This is a genomic window from Altererythrobacter xiamenensis (assembly GCF_900177715.1).
Taxonomy (GTDB): domain Bacteria; phylum Pseudomonadota; class Alphaproteobacteria; order Sphingomonadales; family Sphingomonadaceae; genus Erythrobacter; species Erythrobacter xiamenensis.
This window is the reverse complement of the sequence record NZ_FXWG01000003.1, coordinates 223268-244342: the sequence shown is the minus strand read 5'-3', so window position 1 is coordinate 244342 and position 21075 is coordinate 223268. Positions and strand designations below refer to the sequence as shown.

General features: G+C 62.4%; 23 protein-coding genes and 1 tRNA gene. 9 read left to right on the top strand and 15 right to left on the bottom strand.

Annotation, left to right across the window (positions count from 1 at the left end):
* Positions 1 to 3: 3 nt before the first annotated feature.
* Together CCE89_RS11745 and CCE89_RS11740 are read left to right on the top strand one after the other, a co-directional pair.
* Complete coding sequence (locus CCE89_RS11745; protein ID WP_086438267.1) at positions 4 to 900, top strand: LysR substrate-binding domain-containing protein; 897 nt, start codon at positions 4 to 6, stop codon at positions 898 to 900.
* A 28-nt stretch (positions 901 to 928) separates the two neighbouring features.
* On the top strand, positions 929 to 1939 hold the full coding sequence (locus CCE89_RS11740) for an SRPBCC family protein (RefSeq protein ID WP_086438266.1): 1011 nt from the start codon (positions 929 to 931) through the stop codon (positions 1937 to 1939).
* On the opposite strand, the gene CCE89_RS11735 is transcribed toward CCE89_RS11740, so the two are convergent.
* Both CCE89_RS11735 and pgsA read right to left on the bottom strand, forming a co-directional pair.
* A complete protein-coding gene (locus CCE89_RS11735) occupies positions 1936 to 2202 on the bottom strand; it encodes a hypothetical protein (RefSeq protein ID WP_086438265.1) in 267 nt (88 codons plus the stop codon). The genes CCE89_RS11740 and CCE89_RS11735 overlap by 4 nt on opposite strands.
* Before the next feature lie 259 nt (positions 2203 to 2461).
* Positions 2462 to 3055 carry a CDP-diacylglycerol--glycerol-3-phosphate 3-phosphatidyltransferase gene (gene pgsA / locus CCE89_RS11730; RefSeq protein WP_086438264.1) on the bottom strand — a complete coding sequence of 198 codons (594 nt, stop codon included), beginning with the start codon at positions 3053 to 3055 and terminating at the stop codon, positions 2462 to 2464.
* Positions 3056 to 3168: 113 nt separating this feature from the next.
* Between pgsA and CCE89_RS11725 the strand changes: the two genes are divergently transcribed.
* A complete protein-coding gene (locus CCE89_RS11725) occupies positions 3169 to 4485 on the top strand; it encodes an MFS transporter (RefSeq protein ID WP_086438263.1) in 1317 nt (438 codons plus the stop codon).
* Positions 4486 to 4520: 35 nt separating this feature from the next.
* On the opposite strand, the gene CCE89_RS11720 is transcribed toward CCE89_RS11725, so the two are convergent.
* Positions 4521 to 4712 (bottom strand): hypothetical protein, encoded by a 192-nt coding sequence (locus tag CCE89_RS11720; RefSeq protein WP_086438262.1) that lies wholly within the window; start codon positions 4710 to 4712, stop codon positions 4521 to 4523.
* A 139-nt stretch (positions 4713 to 4851) separates the two neighbouring features.
* On the opposite strand from CCE89_RS11720, the gene CCE89_RS11715 reads away from it, so the two are divergent.
* Positions 4852 to 6516, top strand: coding sequence for a thiamine pyrophosphate-binding protein (locus CCE89_RS11715; RefSeq protein WP_086438261.1), 1665 nt, complete (start codon positions 4852 to 4854; stop codon positions 6514 to 6516).
* An 80-nt stretch (positions 6517 to 6596) separates the two neighbouring features.
* On the opposite strand, the gene CCE89_RS11710 is transcribed toward CCE89_RS11715, so the two are convergent.
* Together CCE89_RS11710 and CCE89_RS11705 are read right to left on the bottom strand one after the other, a co-directional pair.
* Complete coding sequence (locus CCE89_RS11710; protein WP_086438260.1) at positions 6597 to 6767, bottom strand: CsbD family protein; 171 nt, start codon at positions 6765 to 6767, stop codon at positions 6597 to 6599.
* A gap of 152 nt (positions 6768 to 6919) precedes the next feature.
* Positions 6920 to 7330 (bottom strand): EVE domain-containing protein, encoded by a 411-nt coding sequence (locus tag CCE89_RS11705; RefSeq protein WP_086438795.1) that lies wholly within the window; start codon positions 7328 to 7330, stop codon positions 6920 to 6922.
* Positions 7331 to 7507: 177 nt separating this feature from the next.
* Here CCE89_RS11705 and CCE89_RS11700 point away from each other — a divergent pair, with 177 nt between their 5' ends.
* The 5 genes from CCE89_RS11700 (at position 7508) to CCE89_RS11680 (ending at position 12821) form a co-directional block, all read left to right on the top strand.
* Positions 7508 to 9172 (top strand): putative bifunctional diguanylate cyclase/phosphodiesterase, encoded by a 1665-nt coding sequence (locus CCE89_RS11700; protein WP_234990108.1) that lies wholly within the window; start codon positions 7508 to 7510, stop codon positions 9170 to 9172.
* 67 nt (positions 9173 to 9239) lie between these two features.
* Complete coding sequence (dapF, locus tag CCE89_RS11695) at positions 9240 to 10058, top strand: diaminopimelate epimerase (RefSeq protein ID WP_086438259.1); 819 nt, start codon at positions 9240 to 9242, stop codon at positions 10056 to 10058.
* The gene (locus CCE89_RS11690) at positions 10055 to 11230 is read left to right on the top strand and encodes a MiaB/RimO family radical SAM methylthiotransferase (protein WP_086438258.1); all 1176 of its coding nucleotides are present in this window, start codon (positions 10055 to 10057) and stop codon (positions 11228 to 11230) included. Before dapF ends, CCE89_RS11690 begins: the two co-directional genes overlap by 4 nt.
* On the top strand, positions 11227 to 12165 hold the full coding sequence (ftsY, locus tag CCE89_RS11685; RefSeq protein WP_086438257.1) for a signal recognition particle-docking protein FtsY: 939 nt from the start codon (positions 11227 to 11229) through the stop codon (positions 12163 to 12165). The genes CCE89_RS11690 and ftsY overlap by 4 nt, the downstream gene beginning before the upstream one ends.
* The gene (locus tag CCE89_RS11680; protein ID WP_086438256.1) at positions 12165 to 12821 is read left to right on the top strand and encodes an inner membrane-spanning protein YciB; all 657 of its coding nucleotides are present in this window, start codon (positions 12165 to 12167) and stop codon (positions 12819 to 12821) included. Before ftsY ends, CCE89_RS11680 begins: the two co-directional genes overlap by 1 nt.
* Before the next feature lie 7 nt (positions 12822 to 12828).
* On the opposite strand, the gene CCE89_RS11675 is transcribed toward CCE89_RS11680, so the two are convergent.
* The 10 genes from CCE89_RS11675 to CCE89_RS11635 form a co-directional block, all read right to left on the bottom strand.
* Positions 12829 to 14751, bottom strand: a complete 1923-nt coding sequence (locus tag CCE89_RS11675; RefSeq protein WP_086438255.1) for a potassium transporter Kup — start codon at positions 14749 to 14751, stop codon at positions 12829 to 12831.
* Between the two features lie 135 nt (positions 14752 to 14886).
* Positions 14887 to 15531 carry a tetratricopeptide repeat protein gene (locus CCE89_RS11670; RefSeq protein WP_086438254.1) on the bottom strand — a complete coding sequence of 215 codons (645 nt, stop codon included), beginning with the start codon at positions 15529 to 15531 and terminating at the stop codon, positions 14887 to 14889.
* Positions 15528 to 15947: a cytochrome c-type biogenesis protein gene (locus CCE89_RS11665; RefSeq protein ID WP_086438253.1), complete on the bottom strand. Its 420-nt coding sequence runs from the start codon at positions 15945 to 15947 to the stop codon at positions 15528 to 15530. The genes CCE89_RS11670 and CCE89_RS11665 overlap by 4 nt, the downstream gene beginning before the upstream one ends.
* The gene (locus tag CCE89_RS11660) at positions 15944 to 16471 is read right to left on the bottom strand and encodes a DsbE family thiol:disulfide interchange protein (protein WP_086438252.1); all 528 of its coding nucleotides are present in this window, start codon (positions 16469 to 16471) and stop codon (positions 15944 to 15946) included. The genes CCE89_RS11665 and CCE89_RS11660 overlap by 4 nt, the downstream gene beginning before the upstream one ends.
* The gene (locus CCE89_RS11655; protein WP_086438251.1) at positions 16471 to 18429 is read right to left on the bottom strand and encodes a heme lyase CcmF/NrfE family subunit; all 1959 of its coding nucleotides are present in this window, start codon (positions 18427 to 18429) and stop codon (positions 16471 to 16473) included. The genes CCE89_RS11660 and CCE89_RS11655 overlap by 1 nt, the downstream gene beginning before the upstream one ends.
* Positions 18426 to 18896, bottom strand: a complete 471-nt coding sequence (gene ccmE / locus CCE89_RS11650) for a cytochrome c maturation protein CcmE (RefSeq protein ID WP_086438250.1) — start codon at positions 18894 to 18896, stop codon at positions 18426 to 18428. Before ccmE ends, CCE89_RS11655 begins: the two co-directional genes overlap by 4 nt.
* Positions 18893 to 19036, bottom strand: a complete 144-nt coding sequence (locus tag CCE89_RS15345) for a hypothetical protein (RefSeq protein ID WP_200810343.1) — start codon at positions 19034 to 19036, stop codon at positions 18893 to 18895. Before CCE89_RS15345 ends, ccmE begins: the two co-directional genes overlap by 4 nt.
* Complete coding sequence (gene ccmC, locus CCE89_RS11645) at positions 19033 to 19755, bottom strand: heme ABC transporter permease CcmC (RefSeq protein WP_086438249.1); 723 nt, start codon at positions 19753 to 19755, stop codon at positions 19033 to 19035. The genes CCE89_RS15345 and ccmC overlap by 4 nt, the downstream gene beginning before the upstream one ends.
* Positions 19756 to 19843: 88 nt before the next feature.
* Positions 19844 to 20908, bottom strand: a complete 1065-nt coding sequence (locus CCE89_RS11640) for a Leu/Phe/Val dehydrogenase (protein WP_086438248.1) — start codon at positions 20906 to 20908, stop codon at positions 19844 to 19846.
* A gap of 62 nt (positions 20909 to 20970) precedes the next feature.
* A tRNA-His gene (locus tag CCE89_RS11635) sits at positions 20971 to 21047 on the bottom strand.
* Positions 21048 to 21075: the final 28 nt, after the last annotated feature.

Genomic DNA, 21075 nt, shown 5'->3' with positions numbered 1-21075 from the left:
AGCGTGAGCACATATCTTCCTACCATCAAGCAGCTGCAATATCTCGTTGCGCTGCACGAGCACGGTCATTTCGGCCGCGCGGCCGAGGCGAGCTTTGTCTCGCAATCGACGCTGTCGGCGGGCATCCGCGAGCTCGAGTCGCTACTGGGCGTGACGCTTGTCGAACGCAGCCGCCGCGTCGTGCGCTTCACTTCGCTGGGCGAGCAGGTGGTCGAGAAAGCGCACAGGCTGCTGCGCGAAGCGGAGGAACTGTCCGACCTGGTTCAGGCAGCGGGCAAGCCGCTTTCAGGCACCGTCCGGATGAGCGTGATCCCGACCATCGCGCCTTTCATGCTGCCGCGCATTCTCCCGCGCCTGCGCAAGGAGCGCCCCGAGCTCAAACTGCTGCTGCGCGAAGAGACCAGCCACGATGCGGTCGAATCGCTGCATCATGGACGCGTGGATTGCGTGCTGCTCGCCCTTCCCTTCGCCACCGGCGAGGTGGAGATGGCCCATATCGACGACGATCAGCTTTACGTGGCTTTTCCCAAGGACGACCCGCGCGACCCGCCCGAGACCATTCCTGCATCGATGATCGACGAGGGGCGGCTGCTGCTGCTCGAGGACGGGCATTGCCTGAAAGAACACGCCCTTGCCGCCTGCAACCGTCCCGAATTGCGAGCGTCTGCCACGATGATCGGCACCTCGCTGCACACGCTGGTGCAGATGGTCGACAACGACCTTGGCCTGACGATGTTGCCGCAAATGGCGATCGAGGCGGGCATCCTGAACGGGACCGAAGTGGTCGCGCGTCCGCTCAAGTCGAAGAATTCTAAGCGTGAGATCGCGCTGATCTGGCGCAAGAACTCGCCGCGTGCCGAAGAGTTCGAATTGTTGGCGGAAGAATTGCGCGCCGGTTAGGCATCACGAAAAATCGAGCAGCAAAACCATGGCCTATCTCGACGATCAGGACCGACCATCGGCACATCCCGGCTTTGCCATCGGCATGCTCGCACTGGCGCTGATCAGTTTCGGATCGCTGTTCTATGTCTGGGATTTCGAGGGTGCTTTCGCAGGTTATGCGGCGCTGTTCCTCATGCCCTTTTCACTGGGTGCGCTCGCCGCGCAAATCGGCTTTTTCCAGTTCCACAAAATGGGCTGCCTGATCGCACCGACTGCGCTTTTCGCGATCATTTTTCCCTTCGTCTATTTCGGCATGGCGGAAGGGCTGGTTTGCATCCTGATCGTGTTGCCGTTCTGGGTGGCGGCCGGACTCGGTGGAGCGCTGTCTGCCTACATCATGCGCAAACAGGCCGAGCGGGACGAGGTCGAGGCCAATCAGGAACGGTTCCGCAGCACTGGCTGGATTATCCTCCCGATCGCCCTCTTCATGATCGAGGAGAGCGCTCCTCCTGCCTGGACCGATCATACGGTCACGCGCGAAATCGAGATCGATGCGCCAGCCGAAACGATCTGGCCCCTGCTGGTCAGCATTCCGGACATCGGCAGCGAAGAGGGCCTCCCCAATTTCACCCATGACATTGCCGGCGTCGCCCGCCCGAGCGAGGCGAAGCTGGTGCGCCGCGACGGCGAACTGGTGCGGCTTGCCAGCTGGGGCGAGCATATCCGCTTCGAAGAACGGATCACGTCGATAGAGCCCGGTCGCACCATTGGCTGGGACTTCGCCTTTCCCGACGATTCGATCCAGAAATACACCGACCGGCATATCGCACCGCAGGGGACGATGCTGCATATCGAGAGCGGACGTTACGATCTGCGCAGCACCGGTGACAGGCGCTCGACCCTGACGCTCACGACACGCTATCGCATACGCAGCCGAATGGGATTCTATCTCGAATTGTGGGGCGAACGAATGCTCGGCGACGTACAGGAAAATGTCCTGGCGATCGTCAAGCAGCGGTCTGAAGCTCGGCCACCTGACGTCCGGGTCGCCGGTTAGGCGGTAGCGGGCTGACGCTCGGCCAGCTTGGCCTGCGCATACCGCTCCAGCTTTTTGGCGGCGATCATCGGAACGATGACCGAAAGCGCGATGCCCGCGAGCGAGCAGAAGCCGAGCCAGATGGCCATGGCCGATCCGCCTGCCTGATACATGCCATAGAGAACCGGCACTGCGAGGATTACGCCGCGCACCTCATTAAAGATGATGGCGAGCCAGCCAACCTTCAGAAGGCCTGCGAGAAAGGTGGAAAGCGTTACACTCATGAGCTGGGGGATACCCCCCAAATCTTGAGAAATGTTTTATCGTTGGATCTCGCTGTGTACGCAGCGAGCGCGAGTTCTCTGATATCGCGGCGATAAATAGCGCGAAGCATGGACGGGTCCTGTATCTCTACACGGCGCCAACCCCGTCCAACATGCGCCGATCATTTCAGTCTGCGGCAATGCTCGCCGCTGTTAACCAATCAATGGAGAAAGTGCTTGCTAGGTTCCCGGATTCTCGGGCTCAATCTGTCAAGATCGTTCAATCCATGTGTTTGAGACCGACCCTTAGATAATCCCAGCCGGTCATCAGCGTCAGTATCGCTGCACCCCATAGCGTTGTCAGGCCAACCGTGTGCGGGACATTCGCGTCGATCCCGAACACATATACATTCCAGTTCGGCAGGCCATGCCCGAGAATGAGCGAGCCGAGCGCGAGAATCTGGAAGGTCGTTTTCCACTTGGCAAGACGCGTTACCGGCACCGAGACCTGCAGCCCGCCGAGAAACTCGCGCAGACCGGACACCGCGATCTCACGCACGAGAATGATAAGCCCTGCAATGACATGCATGTCGCCAACATACGGCCCGCGCAGCACGCCTTGTGCCGTCAGCACAAGAATGACGGCGGCGACCATGATCTTGTCGGCAATGGGATCGAGGAAAATGCCGAGCTTCGAAACCGCGCCGCTAGAACGAGCGAGGTAACCGTCGAAATAATCGGTCACGCCCATCAGCGAATAGAGCACGAAGGCGATAAGGTAACCGAGCGCCCAATCGGGCCACCACAGGAAGAATGCGAGGAATGGCACCGCCAGGATGCGCGAAAGCGTGAGGATGTTCGGCAGCGTCAGCATCGTTTCGACGCTCTAGCGCCTTGTGCAGCCGGGCAAAAGACGGCGGAAGCCGCTTGTTCACTGCCACGCAAGCTTTATGGGTCAGCAATGGAAAGAGAGGGCGTCCCCGGAAAATGACAGTTTCGACGCATATTCTGGCGCGCCGACGTTTCCTCCCGCTATTCGTCACGCAGCTTTTCAACGCCTTCAACGACAATCTCTACAAGACGGCGATGGTCCTGTTCGTCGTCTATTCGGTCTATAACGACGAAAGCGCAGAGGGGCTTTTCAGCGCGGTCGCCTCCGCGCTCTTCATCCTGCCCTTCTTCCTGCTCTCGGCACTTGCCGGACAGCTTGCCGACATGCGCGACAAGGCGGCTATCATTCGGACGGTGAAGGCGTGCGAGATCGGACTGATGCTGATCGGCGCGCTCGGCCTCTACCTCGCCTGGCGCGGGATCATGATCGACACTGTAGCTATTCCCTTGATGCTGCTCGCGCTGTTTCTCACCGGCGTGCAATCGACATTTCTCGGACCGATCAAATACGCGATCCTGCCGCAGCACCTGCGCAAGGAAGAGGTACTTGCGGGCACCGGGCTGGTCGAGGCCGGGACCTATGTCGCGATTCTGGCAGGGACGATTCTTGCCGGCTGGATACCGGTCGAATGGGCCGCAGCGGGCATCATCGGCACCTCGATTGTCGGTTACCTCGTCAGCCGCCAGGTCCCAACCGCACCGCCGATGGGCGAGGTCAAGAAGCTTGACTGGCACATAATCCGCGCTTCGATCGCACTGGTGCGCAACACCATGCACGACCGGCAGATCTTTTACGCGATCCTCGCGATCAGCTTCTTCTGGACCATCGGTGCCGTGCTGTTCATCCAGTTCCCACCGCTCGCCAAGAACACGCTGATGGCGTCGAAAGAGGTCGCAAGCCTTTTCCTCGTGATCTTCTCGGTCGGGGTGGCGATCGGCTCGGTTTCGGTCAACGCGCTGCTCAAGGGGCAGGTTTCGGCGCGCTATTCACCCGCTTCGGTGATCGCCATGGGCGTCTTCGTCGTCGCCTTCTATGTGATCTGCCGATACTGGCAGTCCTACGACATCTCAGAGATCATGGACGTGGGCGAGTTTCTCGCCTGGCCCCTGGCAAGCGCAATCCTGCTATCGCTCCTTGGCATCGCCATTGCTGGCGGAATGTTCGTGGTGCCGCTCTACGCCTTTCTGACGACACGTTCGGCGCCCGATCAGGCGGCGCGCACCATTGCCGCAAACAATATCGTCAATTCCGGAGCGATGGTCGCAGGATCTTTGGTCGCGATGGCGATGAGTGCAATCGGGATCGACGTGGCCGAGCAGCTCTTGCTCAGCGCCGCCATGTGCCTGTTTTCCGCTTGGCTGGGGCAGCGGCTCTACCGGGCAGAGCTCGATGCCGGTCCGCTGACCGCCTGATTACCCGAATACCCTATTTCTCGAGGGGCTGATCCTCAGACGATGAACACCAGCACCGCTGCGAAGGCTGCAATATAGGTGCTGGCAAATCCGCGCACGTCTTGTTGGGTCAGGCGCCAGAGCGATTCTGCCGGGTTCTCGTATTCGCGGGTCCGGACATGTGCCGGCAGCGAAGCGAGAAACGGGTGCCTTGCGGCTTCGGTCTTGAGGACGAGTGATCTACGCATGGGTAAAGTCTTAACGGAAAAATAACCATCGCGCGCGGCGCAAATCCGGGCTGTCCACTGACGGGACGTTAAGCACAGATGTTCATGGTGAATATCCACTGCATTGCCAGCATAGGCCCCGCGGAGTAATCGCCGCGGCATGAGTAAATCCACCACTCCGGGCGCTGCGGCGCTGCTCGTCGACTGCCTGATCGAACAGGGCTGCGACCGTATTTTCACCGTCCCGGGCGAAAGCTTCCTCCCCGTTCTCGACGCGCTGCACGGGCGCGATGCGATCGATGTCGTGACCTGCCGCCAGGAAGGCGGCGTCGCCTACATGGCCTGCGCCGACGGAGCGATGACCGGCAGGCCCGGCGTTGCCTTCGTCACGCGCGGTCCCGGCGCCACCAATGCCTCCATCGGGGTCCACGCCGCGCATCAGGATTCGCAGCCGCTTATTCTCTTCGTGGGTGACGTCGCGCGCGATGCCCGCGACCGAGAAGGCTTCCAGGAGGTCGATTTTGCTGCCTTCTTCGCACCGATCTGCAAATGGTCGGCACGGATCGACGATCCTGCGCGCATCCCAGAGTATATCGCGCGCGCCTACAGCACCGCCATTTCCGGAAGGCCAGGCCCGGCTGTGCTCGCCCTGCCCGAAGACATGCTGCACGAGGATGTGAGCGGCACTCCCCGCCCCTTCGTGGTGCGCCCCGCCCAGGCCCCCTGCCCCGATGCCATGCAGGCGATGATGGCGATGATCGGCGATGCCGCGAGCCCGATTGCGATCATCGGCGGCGCGGGCTGGAATGCGAAGGCGCGCGAGTATTTTCAGCTATTTGCCGAGCGGATCGGCATTCCCGTCGCCACAGCTTTCCGCCGTCAGGACGCGATTTCGCCGAGTTCACCCGTCTATGCCGGCAACCTCGGTTACGGTCCCAATCCGAAGCTGGTCGAACGGGTCAAGCAGGCTGACCTTGTGCTCGCGGTCGGCGCGCGGCTGGGTGAAGCGACGACCGACGGTTATTCCTTCCCGGCGCTGGACCATCCCGAGGCGCAGCTCATCCACGTGCATCCGGATCCGGAGGAATTGGGCCGCGTTTATCGTGCCGACCTCGCCCTGTGCTGCGCGATGGACGATTTCGCGGAAAGCGCCGCCTTGTGGGAGGATCACAGTATCATTTCCTTCGATGCTGGTGCCCAAGCTCACGCCGAATGGGAAGAATGGGCAACCGCTTCGCCGCGCGACTTCGCGCTCGACATGGGGCGATGCGTCACCTTCATGCGCGACACATTTCCGGCCGATACGATAATCTGCAATGGTGCGGGCAACTTCTCGGGCTGGTGGCATCGCTTCTGGCAATATGAAGGCTTTCCGACCCAGCTGGCGCCTACCAACGGGTCGATGGGATATGGCGTGCCAGCCGCAGTCGCGGCGAGCCTGCGCTTTCCCGAACGGACGGTAGTCGCTGTCGCAGGCGATGGCGATTTTCTGATGAACGCTCAGGAGCTTGCCACGGCGGCTCAGCATGGCTGCAACATGCTCGTCATCATCGTCGACAATGGCTCTTACGGCACGATCCGCATGCACCAGGAGCGCGAGTTTCCCGAGCGGGTTTCCGCCACCCACCTCGCCAATCCCGACTTCGCGGCGCTCGGCGCGGCCTACGGCGCGTGGAGCCGGGCGGTCGACACGACCGAAGCATTCAAGGACGCGCTGACCGAAGCCAAGGGACACAGCGGACTGCGCCTGATCCATGCCAAGATCGACGTCGAGCAGCTCGCCGCAAGCGGAGCAACGGTCAGCGGATTGCGGGCTTCCACCTGACGGGCGCCCAGCAACTGTGCGAGAAAAGAAAAGGCCGCCCCGAACGGGACGGCCTTTTCATTTGGTCAATCCAGGCGTGATCAGATGTCGTCGCCGAGCTTGCCTTCGACTTCGCCCTTGAATTGCTGGGCTTCGCCCTTGCGCTCCTGCGCACGGCCTTCGGCGCGGGTTTCCGGATCGCTGGACTTCTGCTTCAGTTCGCCAGCGGCTTCGTTGGCGTTGCCTTTCACCTTTTCTGTAAGTTCACCCATTGCGGTTCTCCAATTGTTGGGGCGAAAGAAAATCTCTCGCCTTCTCAATGGGTTAAACGAAGGTGACCGGTGATAGTTCCCGTGCGCCCGATCGGCAGCGACGGGACGTTGTGCTGAAGCGGCAGTCTGCTGCGCGCGTAAAGCGACGCGCTCTAGAGTCCACCCATCTCGCAAATGATTTTCCATTCCTCCGGGGTGATCTCGGCGACCGAGAGGCGCGAAAGGCGCACCAGCTCGCAATCGGCCAGCCGCGGTTCGGCCTTGATCTGCTTGAGCGTGACCGGCGTTTTCAGCTTGCACTTGGGCTTGATCTTGACCGCCGCCCATTTCTGCTCCGGGTCGGTCGGGTCCATGATCCCATCGACGCTGACCGTGGCGATGCCGACGATCTCCAGCCCCTCGCGCGAGTGGTAGAAAAAGGCTTCGTCGCCCACCTTCATCGCGGCGAGATTGTTCTTCGCACGATGGTTACGCACCCCGTCCCACGTCCCTTCCCCTTCGGCGACGAGGTCGTCCCAGCTGTATTTGAAGGGTTCGGACTTCATCAGCCAGTATCGGGCCACGTTGCAATCTCCTTGGGGTGTTTTGTTGGCTGCGCACTAAACCGTAGCTTTCTCCGGTTCCACCCCAAGCCCCTCCCAAATCAGGAATTAACCCGATTTTTAAGCTGTGCTCGCATAGCGCTATTCGGGAATCCGCTGCGGTGCTGTCGTGCCGCGTCTGGGGGATCATTGAACGAAGTGTCGGAAAAGCAGACCAACGAAACTCTCGGGCGGGCTGAACGGGACCTTGTCGCGCTGGGGATCGCGATTGCCGCGATCATCCTGTTCGTGGCGACCGGCGGCAGTGTTCTGCCCGATGTCGTGCGCTCCATGCTCGGGAACGGCAAAGGGCCCGACCTCGTGCTGGTCAACGCCCTGCTGCTCAACATCGCGCTGATCATCTTCGGCTGGCGGCGCTATCGCGAGCTGACCAGCGAAATCGCCGAACGCAAGAAGGCGGAAGCGCTTGCTCGCCAGCTTGCCGAAACCGATCCGCTGACCGGCTGCCTCAATCGTCGCAGCATGACGCATGCTACCGAACAGCTTCGACTGCGCGCCAATGCCCGCGGCCAGGCGATCGCCTTCTTCATGGTCGATCTCGACAATTTCAAGCAGGTCAATGACATGAACGGCCATTCGGTCGGCGATGTCGTGCTCGTCGAAATGGCCAATCGCCTGCGTTCGCGCCTTCCCGATGACGCTCTTCTCGCCCGGATCGGGGGGGACGAGTTTGCATTCGTCCTGCCGTTCGACCGGATGCAGCCCGAACGGATCGACGACATCGCCATCCGACTGCTCGAAAGTTCGGCCATCCCGCTCGAGGTCGAGGGTGTCTATGTCGACACAAGCATGTCGATCGGCATTGCCAGCGACCACGAAGGAACATCGCTTTCCGACGAAGCAGCCGATGCCGCCACGCTGATGCACCGCGCTGACATCGCGATGTACCAGGCCAAGAAGCAGGGCAAATCACGCCATTTCTGGTTCGAAGCGACGATGGAAAACGAATTGCGTTTCCGCAACGAGCTCGAATCGGGCATCCGCCGCGGCGTAGAGAACCGCGAGTTCGTGCCCTATTACGAACAACAGATCGACCTCGAGACAGGCGAACTGATGGGCTTCGAAATGCTCGCGCGCTGGAATTCTTCGACCATGGGCGTGGTCAGTCCGGAAATCTTCATTCCGATCGCCGAGGACATCGGCGTCATCGCGGAACTGTCCGAACAACTCATGGCGCAGGCATTCGAAGACGCCCTGCTCTGGGATCCCTCGCTGACCCTGTCGGTCAATATTTCACCGATCCAGCTGCGCGACCCCTGGTTTTCCCAGAAGCTGCTCAAGCTGATGGTCAAACATAATTTCCCGCCGCACCGGCTCGAAATCGAGATAACCGAAAGCTGCCTGCACGAAAATATCGGCATGGTTCGCACGATGATCGCGAGTCTGCGCAACCAGGGCGTACAGGTCAGTCTCGACGATTTCGGCACCGGTTATTCGAGCCTCGAACAGCTCCGCTCATTGCCGTTCGACAGGCTCAAGATCGATCGCAGCTTCATCAGTGAGCTCGGCGCAGCCGAGGCAAGCTCGCAGATCGTCGACGCGATTGTCTCGCTCGGGCGCGGGCTCGACATGCCGATCACCGCCGAGGGCATCGAGGACGGCGAGATTCTCGAAGCGCTCAAGAAAATGGGCAAGCTCAAGGGCCAAGGATACCATTACGGGCGGCCCGAAACCCAGGAGCAGGTCATGGCGCGGCTCGAGAATGTCGGTCGCCTCGCCGGTGCAAAAGCTGCCACATCGGACTTGGCTGCAGGCGATCCGGCCACGGCCCTGCCCGAGACGAAGCAGGCCGCCGGGGGCTGATCCTAGCCCTTTCGTTTTTCGCGAAACACTGGACGATCCACCGCCGCGCGCATAGATGCGCGGGGCAATGCGCATTCCCTTCACCAAGATGCACGGTCTCGGCAATGATTTCGTTGTGCTCGACGGGCGCAACGGGAGCTTGCCCGCGATGTCGCCGCCGGTGGCCAAGGCGCTGGCCGACCGCAAGACCGGTATCGGCTGCGACCAGCTCATCATGCTGGAGCCGAGCGATGCGGCCGATTTCCGCATGCGCATCTTCAACGCAGATGGCGGCGAGGTAGAGGCCTGCGGTAACGCCTCGCGGGCGGTCGCGCTGCTCCATGGCCAGCCCGCCAGGGTCGAAACCAGCGGTGGCGTAATCGCGCTCGAACCGCTCGACGGCGGCGCGCGGGTCGACATGGGAACGCCGCGTTTCGGCTGGGAGGATATCCCGCTCGCCTATGCGATGGACACGGCCTCCATGCCGGTTTCGTGGGAGAGCCTCGAAAATCCCGCAGCTGTAAACGTCGGCAATCCGCATGTGATTTTCTTCGTCGAGGATCCGTACGCGGTTGAACTCGACCGGCTCGGCCCGCTGATCGAGACCGACCCGCTTTTCCCCGCACGGGTCAACGTCAATGTCGCGAGCATTGCCGATGGAGCGATTACCTTGCGTGTTTGGGAGCGCGGCGTAGGCCTGACCCGCGCCTGCGGCACCGGCGCCTGTGCCACAGCGGTTGCAGCTATCGCCCACAAGGGTGTGACTTCGCCGGTGACGGTCCACCTTCCCGGCGGAGACCTCGAAATCGCCTGGGAGCAAGGCGGCACGATCCTGATGACAGGCCCGGCCACGACAAGCTTTACCGGTAGCTTCGAATGGAGTGACTTCGCCGGAGACGCTACGTGAGCGGCGCGGAAATCGTCTCGCTCGGCTGCCGGCTCAACATCGCCGAGAGCGAGCGCATGCGCGCCCTTCTGTCGGCTGAAAACAACCTCGTGGTCGTGAACAGCTGCGCGGTGACCTCCGAAGCCGTCCGTCAGACGCGGCAGGCCATCCGCAAGGCGCGGCGTGCGCGCCCCGATGCGCGGCTGCTCGTCACCGGTTGCGCGGCGGAGATCGAGCGCGAACAACTCGGCGCGATGCCCGAGGTCGACGGGCTGATCGCCAACACGTCCAAGCTTGATGCGCGCGCCTGGAACGTGCCCGCTGCCAGCGCGCCCATTCCGACGCAGCACACCCGCGCCTTCATCGCGGTGCAGAACGGCTGCGACCACGCCTGCACCTTCTGCGTCATCCCGCAAGGACGCGGCCAAAGCCGCTCGCTGACGGTCGCCGAAGTTCTGCGCGAGGTGGAAACGCATCTCGAGCAGGGCGCATCGGAAGTCATACTGACAGGCGTCGACGTCACCAGTTGGGGGCACGATCTGCCGGATAAGCCTCCACTCGGGCATCTGGTAGGCCAGATACTGCAGCGCTTTCCGCAATTGCCGCGCCTGCGCATGTCTTCGCTCGACGGGATCGAGGTCGATGACGAGCTGTTCGAGCTCTTCACGCATGAACCGCGCGTCATGCCGCATATCCACCTCTCACTGCAGCACGGCCATGACCTGATCCTCAAGCGCATGAAGCGCCGTCACAGCCGCGCCGAAGCGGACGGGTTGGTCGCGCGCCTCAAGGTTGCGCGCCCGGAAATCGCGGTGGGGGCCGACATCATCGCAGGTTTCCCGACCGAGAGCGAAGAACATCACCAGGCGAATATCGCGATGATCCGCGAGCTCGACATCGTCCACGCGCATATCTTCCCCTATTCGCCCCGCCCGGGCACGCCTGCTGCGCGGATGCCACAGGTCGACAGACCGGAAATCAAGCGCCGTGCGGCCGAATTGCGCGAAGCGGCAGCGCATATCCGCGCACCATGGCTCGAAGCGCAGCTGGGAAGATCGCACCGTGTCCTTGCCGAAAAGGATGGCACCGGCCATGCGGAAAACTTCGCGCGCGCCCTATTGCCCGAGGGCACAAACGCCGGGACGATCCTCACTATCCGGCCAGACAAAATAAAAGAAGGAATGCTCGTATGAGCGAGGCGGATACACCCAAACCATCATGGTCCGAGCGGCTATTCGGCGGCTTCAAGAAGACCTCGGACCGCCTGTCCGAGAACCTGACGGGTGTCGTCGGGACTGCAAAGCTCGATGACGCGACGCTCGACGATGTCGAGGATGCGCTCATCATGTCCGACCTCGGCCCGAGCGCCGCTGCGCGCATTCGGGCGAAGCTTTCCGACAAGCGGTTCGGGCTCGAAATCAGCGAGCGCGAACTCAAGGAAGCCGTGGCCGAGGAAATCGCGGAAATCTTGCGTCCGGTCGCCAAGCCGCTCGAGATCACGGCGTTCCCGCGTCCGCAGGTCATTCTGGTGATCGGGGTCAACGGCAGCGGCAAGACCACCACCATCGCCAAGCTCGCGCATCTCTTCCAGGAAGATGATTACGGCGTAATGCTGGCAGCGGGAGATACCTTCCGCGCTGCCGCCATCGGCCAGCTCCAGACCTGGGCAGACCGGATCGGCGCGCCGCTGATAAAGGGGCCGGAAGGCGGCGATCCGGCCAGCATCGTGTTCGACGCGGTCAAAGCGGCGACGAACCAGGGCATCGACGCTTTGATCGTTGACACCGCTGGCCGGCTTCAGAACAAGCGCGAGCTGATGGACGAGCTGGCGAAGATCCGCCGTGTCCTCGGTCGGCTCAACGAAGCTGCGCCGCATGACGTCGTGCTGGTGCTCGATGCGACCAACGGCCAGAATGCGCTCTCCCAGATCGACGTTTTCAAGGAAGTGGCGGGCGTTACCGGCCTCATCATGACCAAGCTGGATGGGACCGCGCGCGGCGGCGTGCTGGTCGCGGCGGCCGAGCAATACGGCCTGCCGATCCACGCTATCGGCGTCGGCGAGAAGATCGATGACTTGCGTCCCTTCGATCCCGATCTGGTGGCAAAAGTCATCGCGGGAGTGGCCTAATGGACCAGCAGAGCGAAACGAAACCCAAGCCGAAAAGCGGCTGGCTCAACATTCTTGTCGACTATGGCCCACTGCTGGTCTTCCTCGGCGTGTACAAGTTCTACCAGCCGCCCGAGACATCGACCTTCGGCGAAATCGCAGCGGTCATCTACGGCACCATCGCCTTCATGATCGCGGCGGTCATCGCGCTCGCCTTCAGCAAGCTGAAGTTCGGACATGTCTCGCCCATGCTGACACTTTCGACCGCACTCATCGTCGGTTTCGGAGGCCTGACGATCTGGCTTCAGGACGAACGCTTCATCCAGTTCAAGCCGACCGCGATCTACGCGCTGTTCGGCGTCCTGCTGATCGGGGGATGGCTGCGTGGGAAGGCGTTGCTGCAGATCCTGCTGGAAGCCGCTTTCGAAGGGGTCGACCGGGAAGGCTGGCTCAAGCTGTCGCGCAACTGGGGCTTCTTCTTCTTCGCGCTCGCTGGCCTCAATGAAGTGCTGGTGCGGATGATGGACTTCGAAGGCTGGCTCTGGGCCAAGCTGTGGGTCTTCATGCCACTCAGTTTCCTCTTCACCTTCAGCCAGATCCCGATGCTGCTGAAGCACGGGCTCTCGTTCGAAGATGCGGACGAAGTGCTGAAGGACGAGCCGCCTACGGGCAGCTGAGGCTGGTCTAGATCTCGACCTGACTGCCCAGTTCGACCACGCGGTTCGTGGGCAACTTGAAGAAATCCATCGCCGTTGCCGAGTTGCGCAGCATCCAGGCGAAGATCTTTTCGCGCCAGATCGGCATGCCCGGCTTGTCCGAAGCGAGCAGCGTCTGGCGTGACAGGAAGAAGCTCGTCTGCATCATGTCGAACTCACCGCCACACCGCTCCATCTGCTTGAGCCCCAAGGGAACGTCGGTCGATTCCATGAAGCCGTAATTGAGCACTGCGCGATAAAAGCCATCGCCAAGGTCATTGTATTCGCAGCGTTCGTTCGGATCGACATAAGGCGCATCGGTGATGTTGACCGTCAGGATGATGACCCGCTCGTGCAGCACCTTGTTGTGCTTGATATTGTGCAGCAGTGCGGAAGGCACGCCTGCCGTGCTCGATGCCATGAAGATAGCCGTGCCCGGAACGCGGGTGGCAGAGTTCTTCGCGGACTTGGCGAAGATTTCCATCGGCAGCGCGACTTCGCTCATCCGTTCGCGCATCAGCTTGCGACCGCGTGCCCAGGTGGTCAGCAAGGTGAAGGCGATGAGACCGACGATCAGCGGGAACCAGCCGCCATCGGGCACCTTGGAAAGGTTGGCTGCGAAGTAAGCGCCGTCGACGATCAGGAAGATCAGCACGACCGGCAGCGCGTACCACCACTTCCATTTCCACACGCCGACGAACAGCACCGCCATCAGCAGCGTGTCGATGGTGACGGCACCCGTCACCGCGATGCCGTAGGCACTCGCCAGGCTCGACGAGTTCTGGAAGGTCAGCACGAGGATGAGCACTGCGACCATCAGGGCCCAGTTCACCACCGGGATGTAGATCTGGCCGCCCTCGGTTTCGCTCGTGTGGCGGATCGAAAGGCGCGGGATATAGCCCATCTGGATCGCCTGGTGGGTGATCGAAAAGGCGCCCGAGATAACCGCCTGGCTCGCGATGAAGGTCGCAACCGTGGCGAGGAATACCAGCGGCAGGCGCCAGTCTTCGTTTGCAAGGAAGAAGAACGGGCTCTGGATCGCCTGCGCGGCCTCGTCAGCCGGCAAGCCGATGATCATCGCGCCCTGCCCGAAGTAGTTGAGCAGCAGGCAAGGCATGACGAAGCCGAACCACGAGAGGCGCATCGGTCCGCGGCCGAAATGGCCCATGTCGGAATAGAGCGCCTCTGACCCCGTCACCGCCAGAACGACCGAACCAAGCGCAAGGAAAGCGAGCGTGCCGTCGAGAATGAAGAAGTTGACCGCATGATAGGGGTTCAATGCCCACAGGACCTGCGGCGTTTGAAAGATTTGCCAGGCACCCATGCTCGCAATCACGGTGAAGTAGACGATCATCACCGGCGCGAAGAGCGCGCCGACCTTCGCCGTCCCGCGCTTCTGCAGCACGAAGAGGAATACCAGCAGGACAAGTGCGATGGGGATGACCAGCTGGTCGAGCCGGCTATCCACCACGGTCAGCCCTTCGACGGCGGATAACACCGAGATCGCAGGCGTAATCATGCTGTCGCCGTAGAATAGCGATGTCGCGAAAACCCCGAGCAGTACCGCAAGCCAGCCGTATCGCGACTTGCTGATATGGCGCGAAATCAGCGCGACGAGAGCGAGCGAACCGCCCTGCCCCTTGTTATCCGCGCGCATCAGGATCGTGACATACTGGATCGCGACGACCAAGGTCATCGACCAGAAAATCAGGCTGACGACGCCGAGAACATGTGCCGTATCGAGCGCGAGGGGATGGGGCCCGACGAATGTCTCGCGAAAGGCATAAAGCGGGCTGGTGCCGATATCGCCGAAAACGATACCGATCGCACCGACCGCCAGCGCAGCCTTGGACCCACTATGGGCATGGCCGCCCGATGGCGGCTGATGTGCTGGTGCTGGTGCTTCGCTCATTCCGAATGGATTTCCCGACCTAACCGGTACTGCCCTTAAGGACCCGTATCATTCCGCCGCAATCGCGCGGCAATATCCTTGCCCAGAGCAAGGCGGCGGCGCTTAGCACCGGCTATGTTGCCCTGCAACATGAGTTTATCGCCCCGGCTGGCGGGCGGATTGCTCCAGCATTTGCCCAAGTCCTTCTACCCGAGCTGCCAGATCGTCGCGCCAAGGGGCGCCTTCGGGCGTATTTTCGAGCAGTTCTGCCCAGACATCCCTCGCTTCGCCCAGCTGACCTGATCGCAGCAAGGCGATGCCGAGAAAATATGCAGGGCCCGGATTGCCGGGCAGAGTGTCTTCCGCGCGGTCATAGGCATAGCGGGCGGCTGGCGTCACCCTGCCATCAGCATGCTCCACCAGCGCATTGGCGAGCGCCAGCCAGCCCTCGCCGAACCCCGGATTTTCCGCGAGACCGTTGCGAAGCAATTGCGCCGCTTCCTCATACCGGCCACGCCTTGCAAATCCGTCGGAAACCGTGAGAAATCCGGGCGGTGGCTGACCGGAATCGAACAGGGCACGGCGCGCGGAAACGATCGCCTCGCCGGACTGCGCCGCATCCGCAACCCTACTCTGCTTTGGTGCCGATGCGAGATCGGGGCGACTTTGCAAGGCATATCCCGCCAGACCGAACAGCAAGACTGCGGCGAACAGCGTCCAGCCCTTCTTCGGCAAACGCAGCGCCAGAATCGCCACTACAAGTGCAAGCGCCGCCAGCAGGATGACCGCGATCCAGGTCAAGACGCATTCTCCGACCCACGCCGACGCATCCGGCTCAGCAAAACGAGCAGCGCAACGAGCGCCAGCAGCGCGGGCACGACGAACAGCGGCCACGTCGTGCTGCTCACCGTAGGCGCATAGCTGACGTAGTCGCCGTAGCGTTCGACCAGCCATGCGCGGATCGCTTCGGGTTCTTCGCCCGCGGCAATACGGCTGCGGACCTGGTGCCGCATGTCGCCCGCCATCGGCGCGTCGCTATCGGCGATCGACTGACTCTGACATTTGAGGCAGCGCAAGGTTTCCATCAACGCGACCGCCTCGGCCTCTTGCGCCGGGTCCTCCAGCTGGCGATAGGCGTAAGGCGCAGGCGGCACCGCTGACTGCGCGAGCAGGGGCACGGCGAGTATGGCGGCGAACAAGGCGAGCAGCGCCCTCACTCGCCTGCCTCACGCAATTTCTCGAGCAGCATCGGCACGTCATCCTCTCGCACATCGCCGATGTGCTGGTAACGAATGATGCCATTGCCATCGATCACGAAGGTTTCCGGTACGCCCGACGATCCGATCTCGAGCTGGAGCGCCGACAGATCATCTGCGCCGATGCGTGTGTAAGGATTGCCGTGGGTTTCGAGGAAGCGCGTTACATCCTCGGGCTTGTCCCGGATGGCCACACCGAAAATCTCCACGCCCGCTTCGTTCAGAGCTTCGAGATGCGGAGCTTCGGCGATGCAGGGCAGACACCAGCTCGCCCAGATGTTGAGCAGGCGAGGCGTCCCGTCCTTGAAGTCTTCGAGCGCAACTCCCGGTAGTTCCTCGGTGGCCGGTCGCAGGTCGAACTCCGGCAAGGGCTTTCCGATCATTGTGGACGGGACGAACTCGTCCTTGGGCTGAGACAGCTGATAGGCTGCCAGGCCCAGGAAAAAGGCGAACAGTGCCAACGGCACCCAAAGTGTCCAGCGCATTACCCTGCCCTCGCCAATTCTTTGTCTTCGCGCCGTTCGCTCACGCGTCGGCGAATTTCGCGGCGTTTGAGGTCTGCTAGCAGACGACCGATGATCGCAAGCACGCCGCCAAGTGCGATCAGCATGCCGCCATACCAGATCAGCGTGACGAAGGGTTTCCACCACAGCCGCAATTGCCAGCGCCCGTCATCTGCCTGCCCGCCCATCACTGCGTAGAGCTGCCCGTCCCAGCGGGTGGCGAGCGCGCTCTCGGTGGTCTGTTGCGCAGGCGCCCAGAAGTTGCGTGATTGCGGGTCGAGCCGGATTGGCTCGCCGTCACCGCGCTGCGCCATCAAATGCCCTTCCATCGCGGTCCAGTTAGGCCCGGCCACCGGGTCGACACTTCCGAGCGTGACCTGCCATCCTGCCACTTCGACGGTATCGCCGGGTGCCACTGCGGCGAGCCTCTCCTGCGTGAAGGCGCTCTCGCTTGCCATGCCGAACAGTGCCACGGCCATGCCGAAATGCGCGAGCACCATGCCCCAGGTCGCAATGGGCACACGGGTCAAGCGGCGGCCCTTGAGCGGCAGGAAACTTGCCACGGCGAGGCCCGCCGCAATCGCCAGCCCAAGCAGGGGGAGCACGCTGACATCGGCGAAGAGAGTCACTCCGACCGCAACGGTAACGATCAGGACCGTGACGATGGCGACCGACAGCTTCACCCTGTCCCAGCTATCGCCACGCCAGCGCAGCAGCGGACCCACCGCCATGACCAGCAGCATGGGAATGGCAAAGATCGCGCCGGCCGGGTTGAAGTACGGCGGCCCGACCGACACGCGCACGTCGAAGGCCTCGGTCAGCAACGGATAGAGCGTGCCGAGCAGAACAATCCCGAGGATTGCCGAGAGCATCACATTGTTGAACACCAGCGCGCCCTCGCGGCTCAAGGCCTTGAAGCGCTGGCCCTCGCTGACTGAACCTGCCCTCAGCGCGAAAACCAGCAAAGCCCCGCCGATATAAAGTCCAAGCAGCACGAGAATGAATGTCCCGCGCTCCGGATCGACGGCGAAGGCATGGACGCTGGTAAGTATCCCCGAGCGCACCAGGAAGGTGCCGAGCATGCTCATCGAAAATGCTACGACGCCGAGCATGATCGTCCAGGTGCGCAGCGCATCTCGCGCGGCCAGAACGCTTGCCGAATGGAGCAGCGCCGTTGCCGCCAGCCATGGCATGAGCGAGGCGTTCTCGACCGGGTCCCAGAACCACCAGCCGCCCCAGCCGAGCTCGTAGTAGGCCCAGTAGCTGCCCGCAGTGATGCCGAGCGTGAGGAAAACCCAGGCGCCGAGCACCCAGGGGCGCATGACACGGGCAAAATCGGGCGTGACCTGCCGCGTGAGCAGAGCTCCGACCGCGAAGCTGAACGCTACCGATAGCCCGACATAGCCGATGTAGAGCGTGGGCGGATGGAAGGCGAGACCGATGTCCTGCAGCAGCGGATTGAGGCCGAGGCCCTCGGCCGCCGGGACCGGAAGGCGCTCGAAAGGATTGGAGCTGAAAATCAGGAAAGCGTAGAAGCCGAGCGCGACGAAGCCTTGCGCAGCAAGCGTCGCATTCATCGTCTTCTCCGGCAGGCGCCGCTCCACCAGCGCGATCAGTCCACCAGCCAGCGCCATCACGGTGACCCACAGCAGCATCGAACCTTCGTGATTGCCCCAGGCTCCCGATAGCTTGAAGATCAGCGGCTTCATCGAGTGCGAATTGCTCGCCACAAGCTTCACCGAAAGGTCGGTTATGGCGAAGACCCACAGCAGCATCGCGAACGCGAAGGCGGCGAGAAGGCCCTGGACGATTGCAGCGGGGCGGACCAGCATGGCAAGCTCGCCCGTCGCTTCGCGCTGTGCCATTGCGCCTGCGAACAGCTGCAAGGCCGCGAGCGCGGCGGCCAGCCACAATGCGGCAAGGCCGAGCTCTGGAATCACTCGAGGCCCACCGTGGTCTCTTCAGCCATCTTGGCCGCCTGGTGTTCGCTCATTTCCTGCAGCTCGCGCGGGACGTAGTTCTCGTCATGCTTCGCAAGCAGATTGGTGGCGACGAATGTTCCGCTGGCATCGAGGCTCCCCTCGGCTACGACGCCCGAACCTTCGACAAACAGGTCGGGCACGATCCCGCGATAGCGCACCGGCACGCGCGCTTCCTCCTGATCGGTCACCTCGAACGCGATGGTAACGCCATCGGGCAGCGTCTGGAGCGAGCCTTCCGCCACCATCCCGCCGAGACGCACGGCTTGCCCCACCGACGGCGGCGCTTCAACCAACTGGTCGGGCAGGTAGAAATAGTTCGCCTGATTCCTCAGCGACCAAGCCGCGATGAGCCCGGCGCCGATGATTGCGACAAGGGCGAGGATGACCAGCACGAGGCGCTGGTGCTTGGGCTTGAGCGCGCTCATCCGCGTTTCACCCGGTCACGTCGATCTTCGGCGCGGCGCATGGAAAACCAGCTCCATGCGATCATGGCGAGCGTTCCGCCGACGCCGACGACATAGGCAGCCGCGACAAAGGTCGACTGATCGAGTGCTTCGTACGTCATGCGGCCTCCAAGGCCCTGCGGCGCATCCGCGCCTCTGCCTGGAATTCGGCGAGCAAGGCGCGCATCCGGGCGAGCACTACACCGCCGAAAATCAATGAGAACCCAAGCACCGCGACACCTAGCGGCCAGAGAAACGCCGGATCGATCGCGCTCTTTCCCATCGTGATCGACGGCGGCTGATGAAGCGAGTTCCACCACACGACCGAACGGTTGATTATGGGGATATTGATCGCACCGACGAGGCCGAAAATGGCGGGAATCCGCGCCGAGGCTCCATCGCGCGAGGCGGCCTGCGCCAGTGCGATATAGCCGGCATAGAGAAACAACAGCACCAGCATGCTCGTGAGCCGACCGTCCCACACCCACCAGGTGCCCCAGGTCGGCCTGCCCCAGATCGATCCGGTGGCGAGACATATGGCTGTAAACACCATGCCCGGGACAGCAGCTGCGCGCGCCGCGATGGCGGCGAGCGGGTGCTTCCACACCAGCAGTACGAGGCTGGAGATGGCGATTGCGGCCCAGCCGCCCATCCCCAGCCATGCACTCGGCACATGAATGAAGAGGATGCGGACCGTCTCGCCCATCAGCCGGTCGGGCGGCACGTAAAACAGCCCCCACAGCAAAGCGAGCGCCGTCAATACAACGCCGCTCCCCAGCAGCGCAGGGGTCAGCCATCGCGCGAGCGAGAGAAACCGTTTGGGATTGGCGAAACCATGCATGGATACGAAACCGTTGCCGCGCGTATTACAGCGCTACTCGCCACTCGCAAGCCGCAAAACACGCAAGCGGCGGTGCATCGGGCGCAGGTTACCGGCCGATGAGCTTTTGCGCCATGCGATCGGCGACGACATCGGAGGAGAGGCCACTGCTTTCCGCCTCTTCCCAGATCTGCTTGAGCCGCCCGGGAATCTGCGCGATCCGCTTGCGCACTTCATTGATGTCGCAAGGTTCGCCGTGCTGGCGGCAGAGATATTCCATCGTCACCGAGATGATCCCGCCGGCGTTGATGACATAATCGGGCGCGTAAAGGATCCCGCGCTCGGCCAGAGCCTTGCCGTGATGCGCGCGGGCGAACTGGTTGTTTGCGCCGCCTGCCACGATCGGCGCCTCCAGCCGCGCAATCCCCTCGTCATCGAGGATCGCGCCCAGCGCATTGGGACTGAATACATCACAGGCAACGCCCATGATCGCGTCTGCGGCCACCGTTTCGCCGCCCAGCTCCTTTGCCAGCGCCTCAGCCCGGTCGGCGTTCATATCGGCGAGCGTCAGCTTGGCGCCTTCCTTGGCCAGCAATCGCGCGACACCGCCGCCGACACTGCCGGTGCCCTGGATCGCAACATGCACACCTTCGACGCTGTCCTTGCCAAGCTTGTGCTCGACCGCAGCCTTGATGCCATGGAAGATACCGATCGCGGTGAAGGGGCCCGGATCGCCGCCAGCAGCGTCCTCGCCCTGCGCCGGAAGACCCGAAACGTGCTGCGTCCGCTGCGACACGGCAACCATGTCCGCTTCGGAAATGCCGACGTCTTCGGCCGTTACATAGTGGCCGCCGAACTTGTCCACCGCATCGCCGAAAGCGGCGAGCATTTCAGGCGTCTTCGTGCGGTTCTCGTCCGCGAGGATCACGGCCTTGCCTCCGCCCATCGGCAGTCCGGCCATCGCGTTCTTGTAGCTCATCCCGCGGCTGAGGCGCAGCGCGTCGCGCATTGCGCCCGAAGGATCGGGATAGTGCCAGAAACGCGTGCCACCGGCGCCCGGGCCGAGATGGCTGGAATGGATCGCGATAATGGCGGTCAGGCCGCTCTTTCGATCATGAACGAGCTCGACCCGCTCGTGTTCGTCGAAATCCGGTTCGGTCCAGAAAGCCGTCATTGCAAAGCCCTTTATCGCGTCATCGCGTGGTGCGCGGTCACATGGGCATGAGAGAGGGAAAATGGGGCGACCGAGGGGACTTGAACCCCCGACCTCCGGTACCACAAACCGGCGCTCTAACCAACTGAGCTACGATCGCCATATGCCCCGACCCGATGCCTTTGCGT

Excerpts from the sequence above, each read along its gene's own strand:
- CCE89_RS11740 (WP_086438266.1), top strand. The coding sequence starts at position 929 with ATGGCCTATCTCGACGATCAGGACCGACCATCGGCACATCCCGGCTTT.
- CCE89_RS11735 (WP_086438265.1), bottom strand. The coding sequence starts at position 2,202 with ATGAGTGTAACGCTTTCCACCTTTCTCGCAGGCCTTCTGAAGGTTGGC.
- pgsA (WP_086438264.1), bottom strand. The coding sequence starts at position 3,055 with ATGCTGACGCTGCCGAACATCCTCACGCTTTCGCGCATCCTGGCGGTG.
- CCE89_RS11725 (WP_086438263.1), top strand. The coding sequence starts at position 3,169 with ATGACAGTTTCGACGCATATTCTGGCGCGCCGACGTTTCCTCCCGCTA.
- CCE89_RS11720 (WP_086438262.1), bottom strand. The coding sequence starts at position 4,712 with ATGCGTAGATCACTCGTCCTCAAGACCGAAGCCGCAAGGCACCCGTTT.
- CCE89_RS11715 (WP_086438261.1), top strand. The coding sequence starts at position 4,852 with ATGAGTAAATCCACCACTCCGGGCGCTGCGGCGCTGCTCGTCGACTGC.
- CCE89_RS11710 (WP_086438260.1), bottom strand. The coding sequence starts at position 6,767 with ATGGGTGAACTTACAGAAAAGGTGAAAGGCAACGCCAACGAAGCCGCT.
- dapF (WP_086438259.1), top strand. The coding sequence starts at position 9,240 with ATGCGCATTCCCTTCACCAAGATGCACGGTCTCGGCAATGATTTCGTT.
- ftsY (WP_086438257.1), top strand. The coding sequence starts at position 11,227 with ATGAGCGAGGCGGATACACCCAAACCATCATGGTCCGAGCGGCTATTC.
- CCE89_RS11680 (WP_086438256.1), top strand. The coding sequence starts at position 12,165 with ATGGACCAGCAGAGCGAAACGAAACCCAAGCCGAAAAGCGGCTGGCTC.
- CCE89_RS11675 (WP_086438255.1), bottom strand. The coding sequence starts at position 14,751 with ATGAGCGAAGCACCAGCACCAGCACATCAGCCGCCATCGGGCGGCCAT.
- CCE89_RS11660 (WP_086438252.1), bottom strand. The coding sequence starts at position 16,471 with ATGCGCTGGACACTTTGGGTGCCGTTGGCACTGTTCGCCTTTTTCCTG.
- ccmE (WP_086438250.1), bottom strand. The coding sequence starts at position 18,896 with ATGAGCGCGCTCAAGCCCAAGCACCAGCGCCTCGTGCTGGTCATCCTC.
- CCE89_RS15345 (WP_200810343.1), bottom strand. The coding sequence starts at position 19,036 with ATGACGTACGAAGCACTCGATCAGTCGACCTTTGTCGCGGCTGCCTAT.
- ccmC (WP_086438249.1), bottom strand. The coding sequence starts at position 19,755 with ATGCATGGTTTCGCCAATCCCAAACGGTTTCTCTCGCTCGCGCGATGG.
- CCE89_RS11640 (WP_086438248.1), bottom strand. The coding sequence starts at position 20,908 with ATGACGGCTTTCTGGACCGAACCGGATTTCGACGAACACGAGCGGGTC.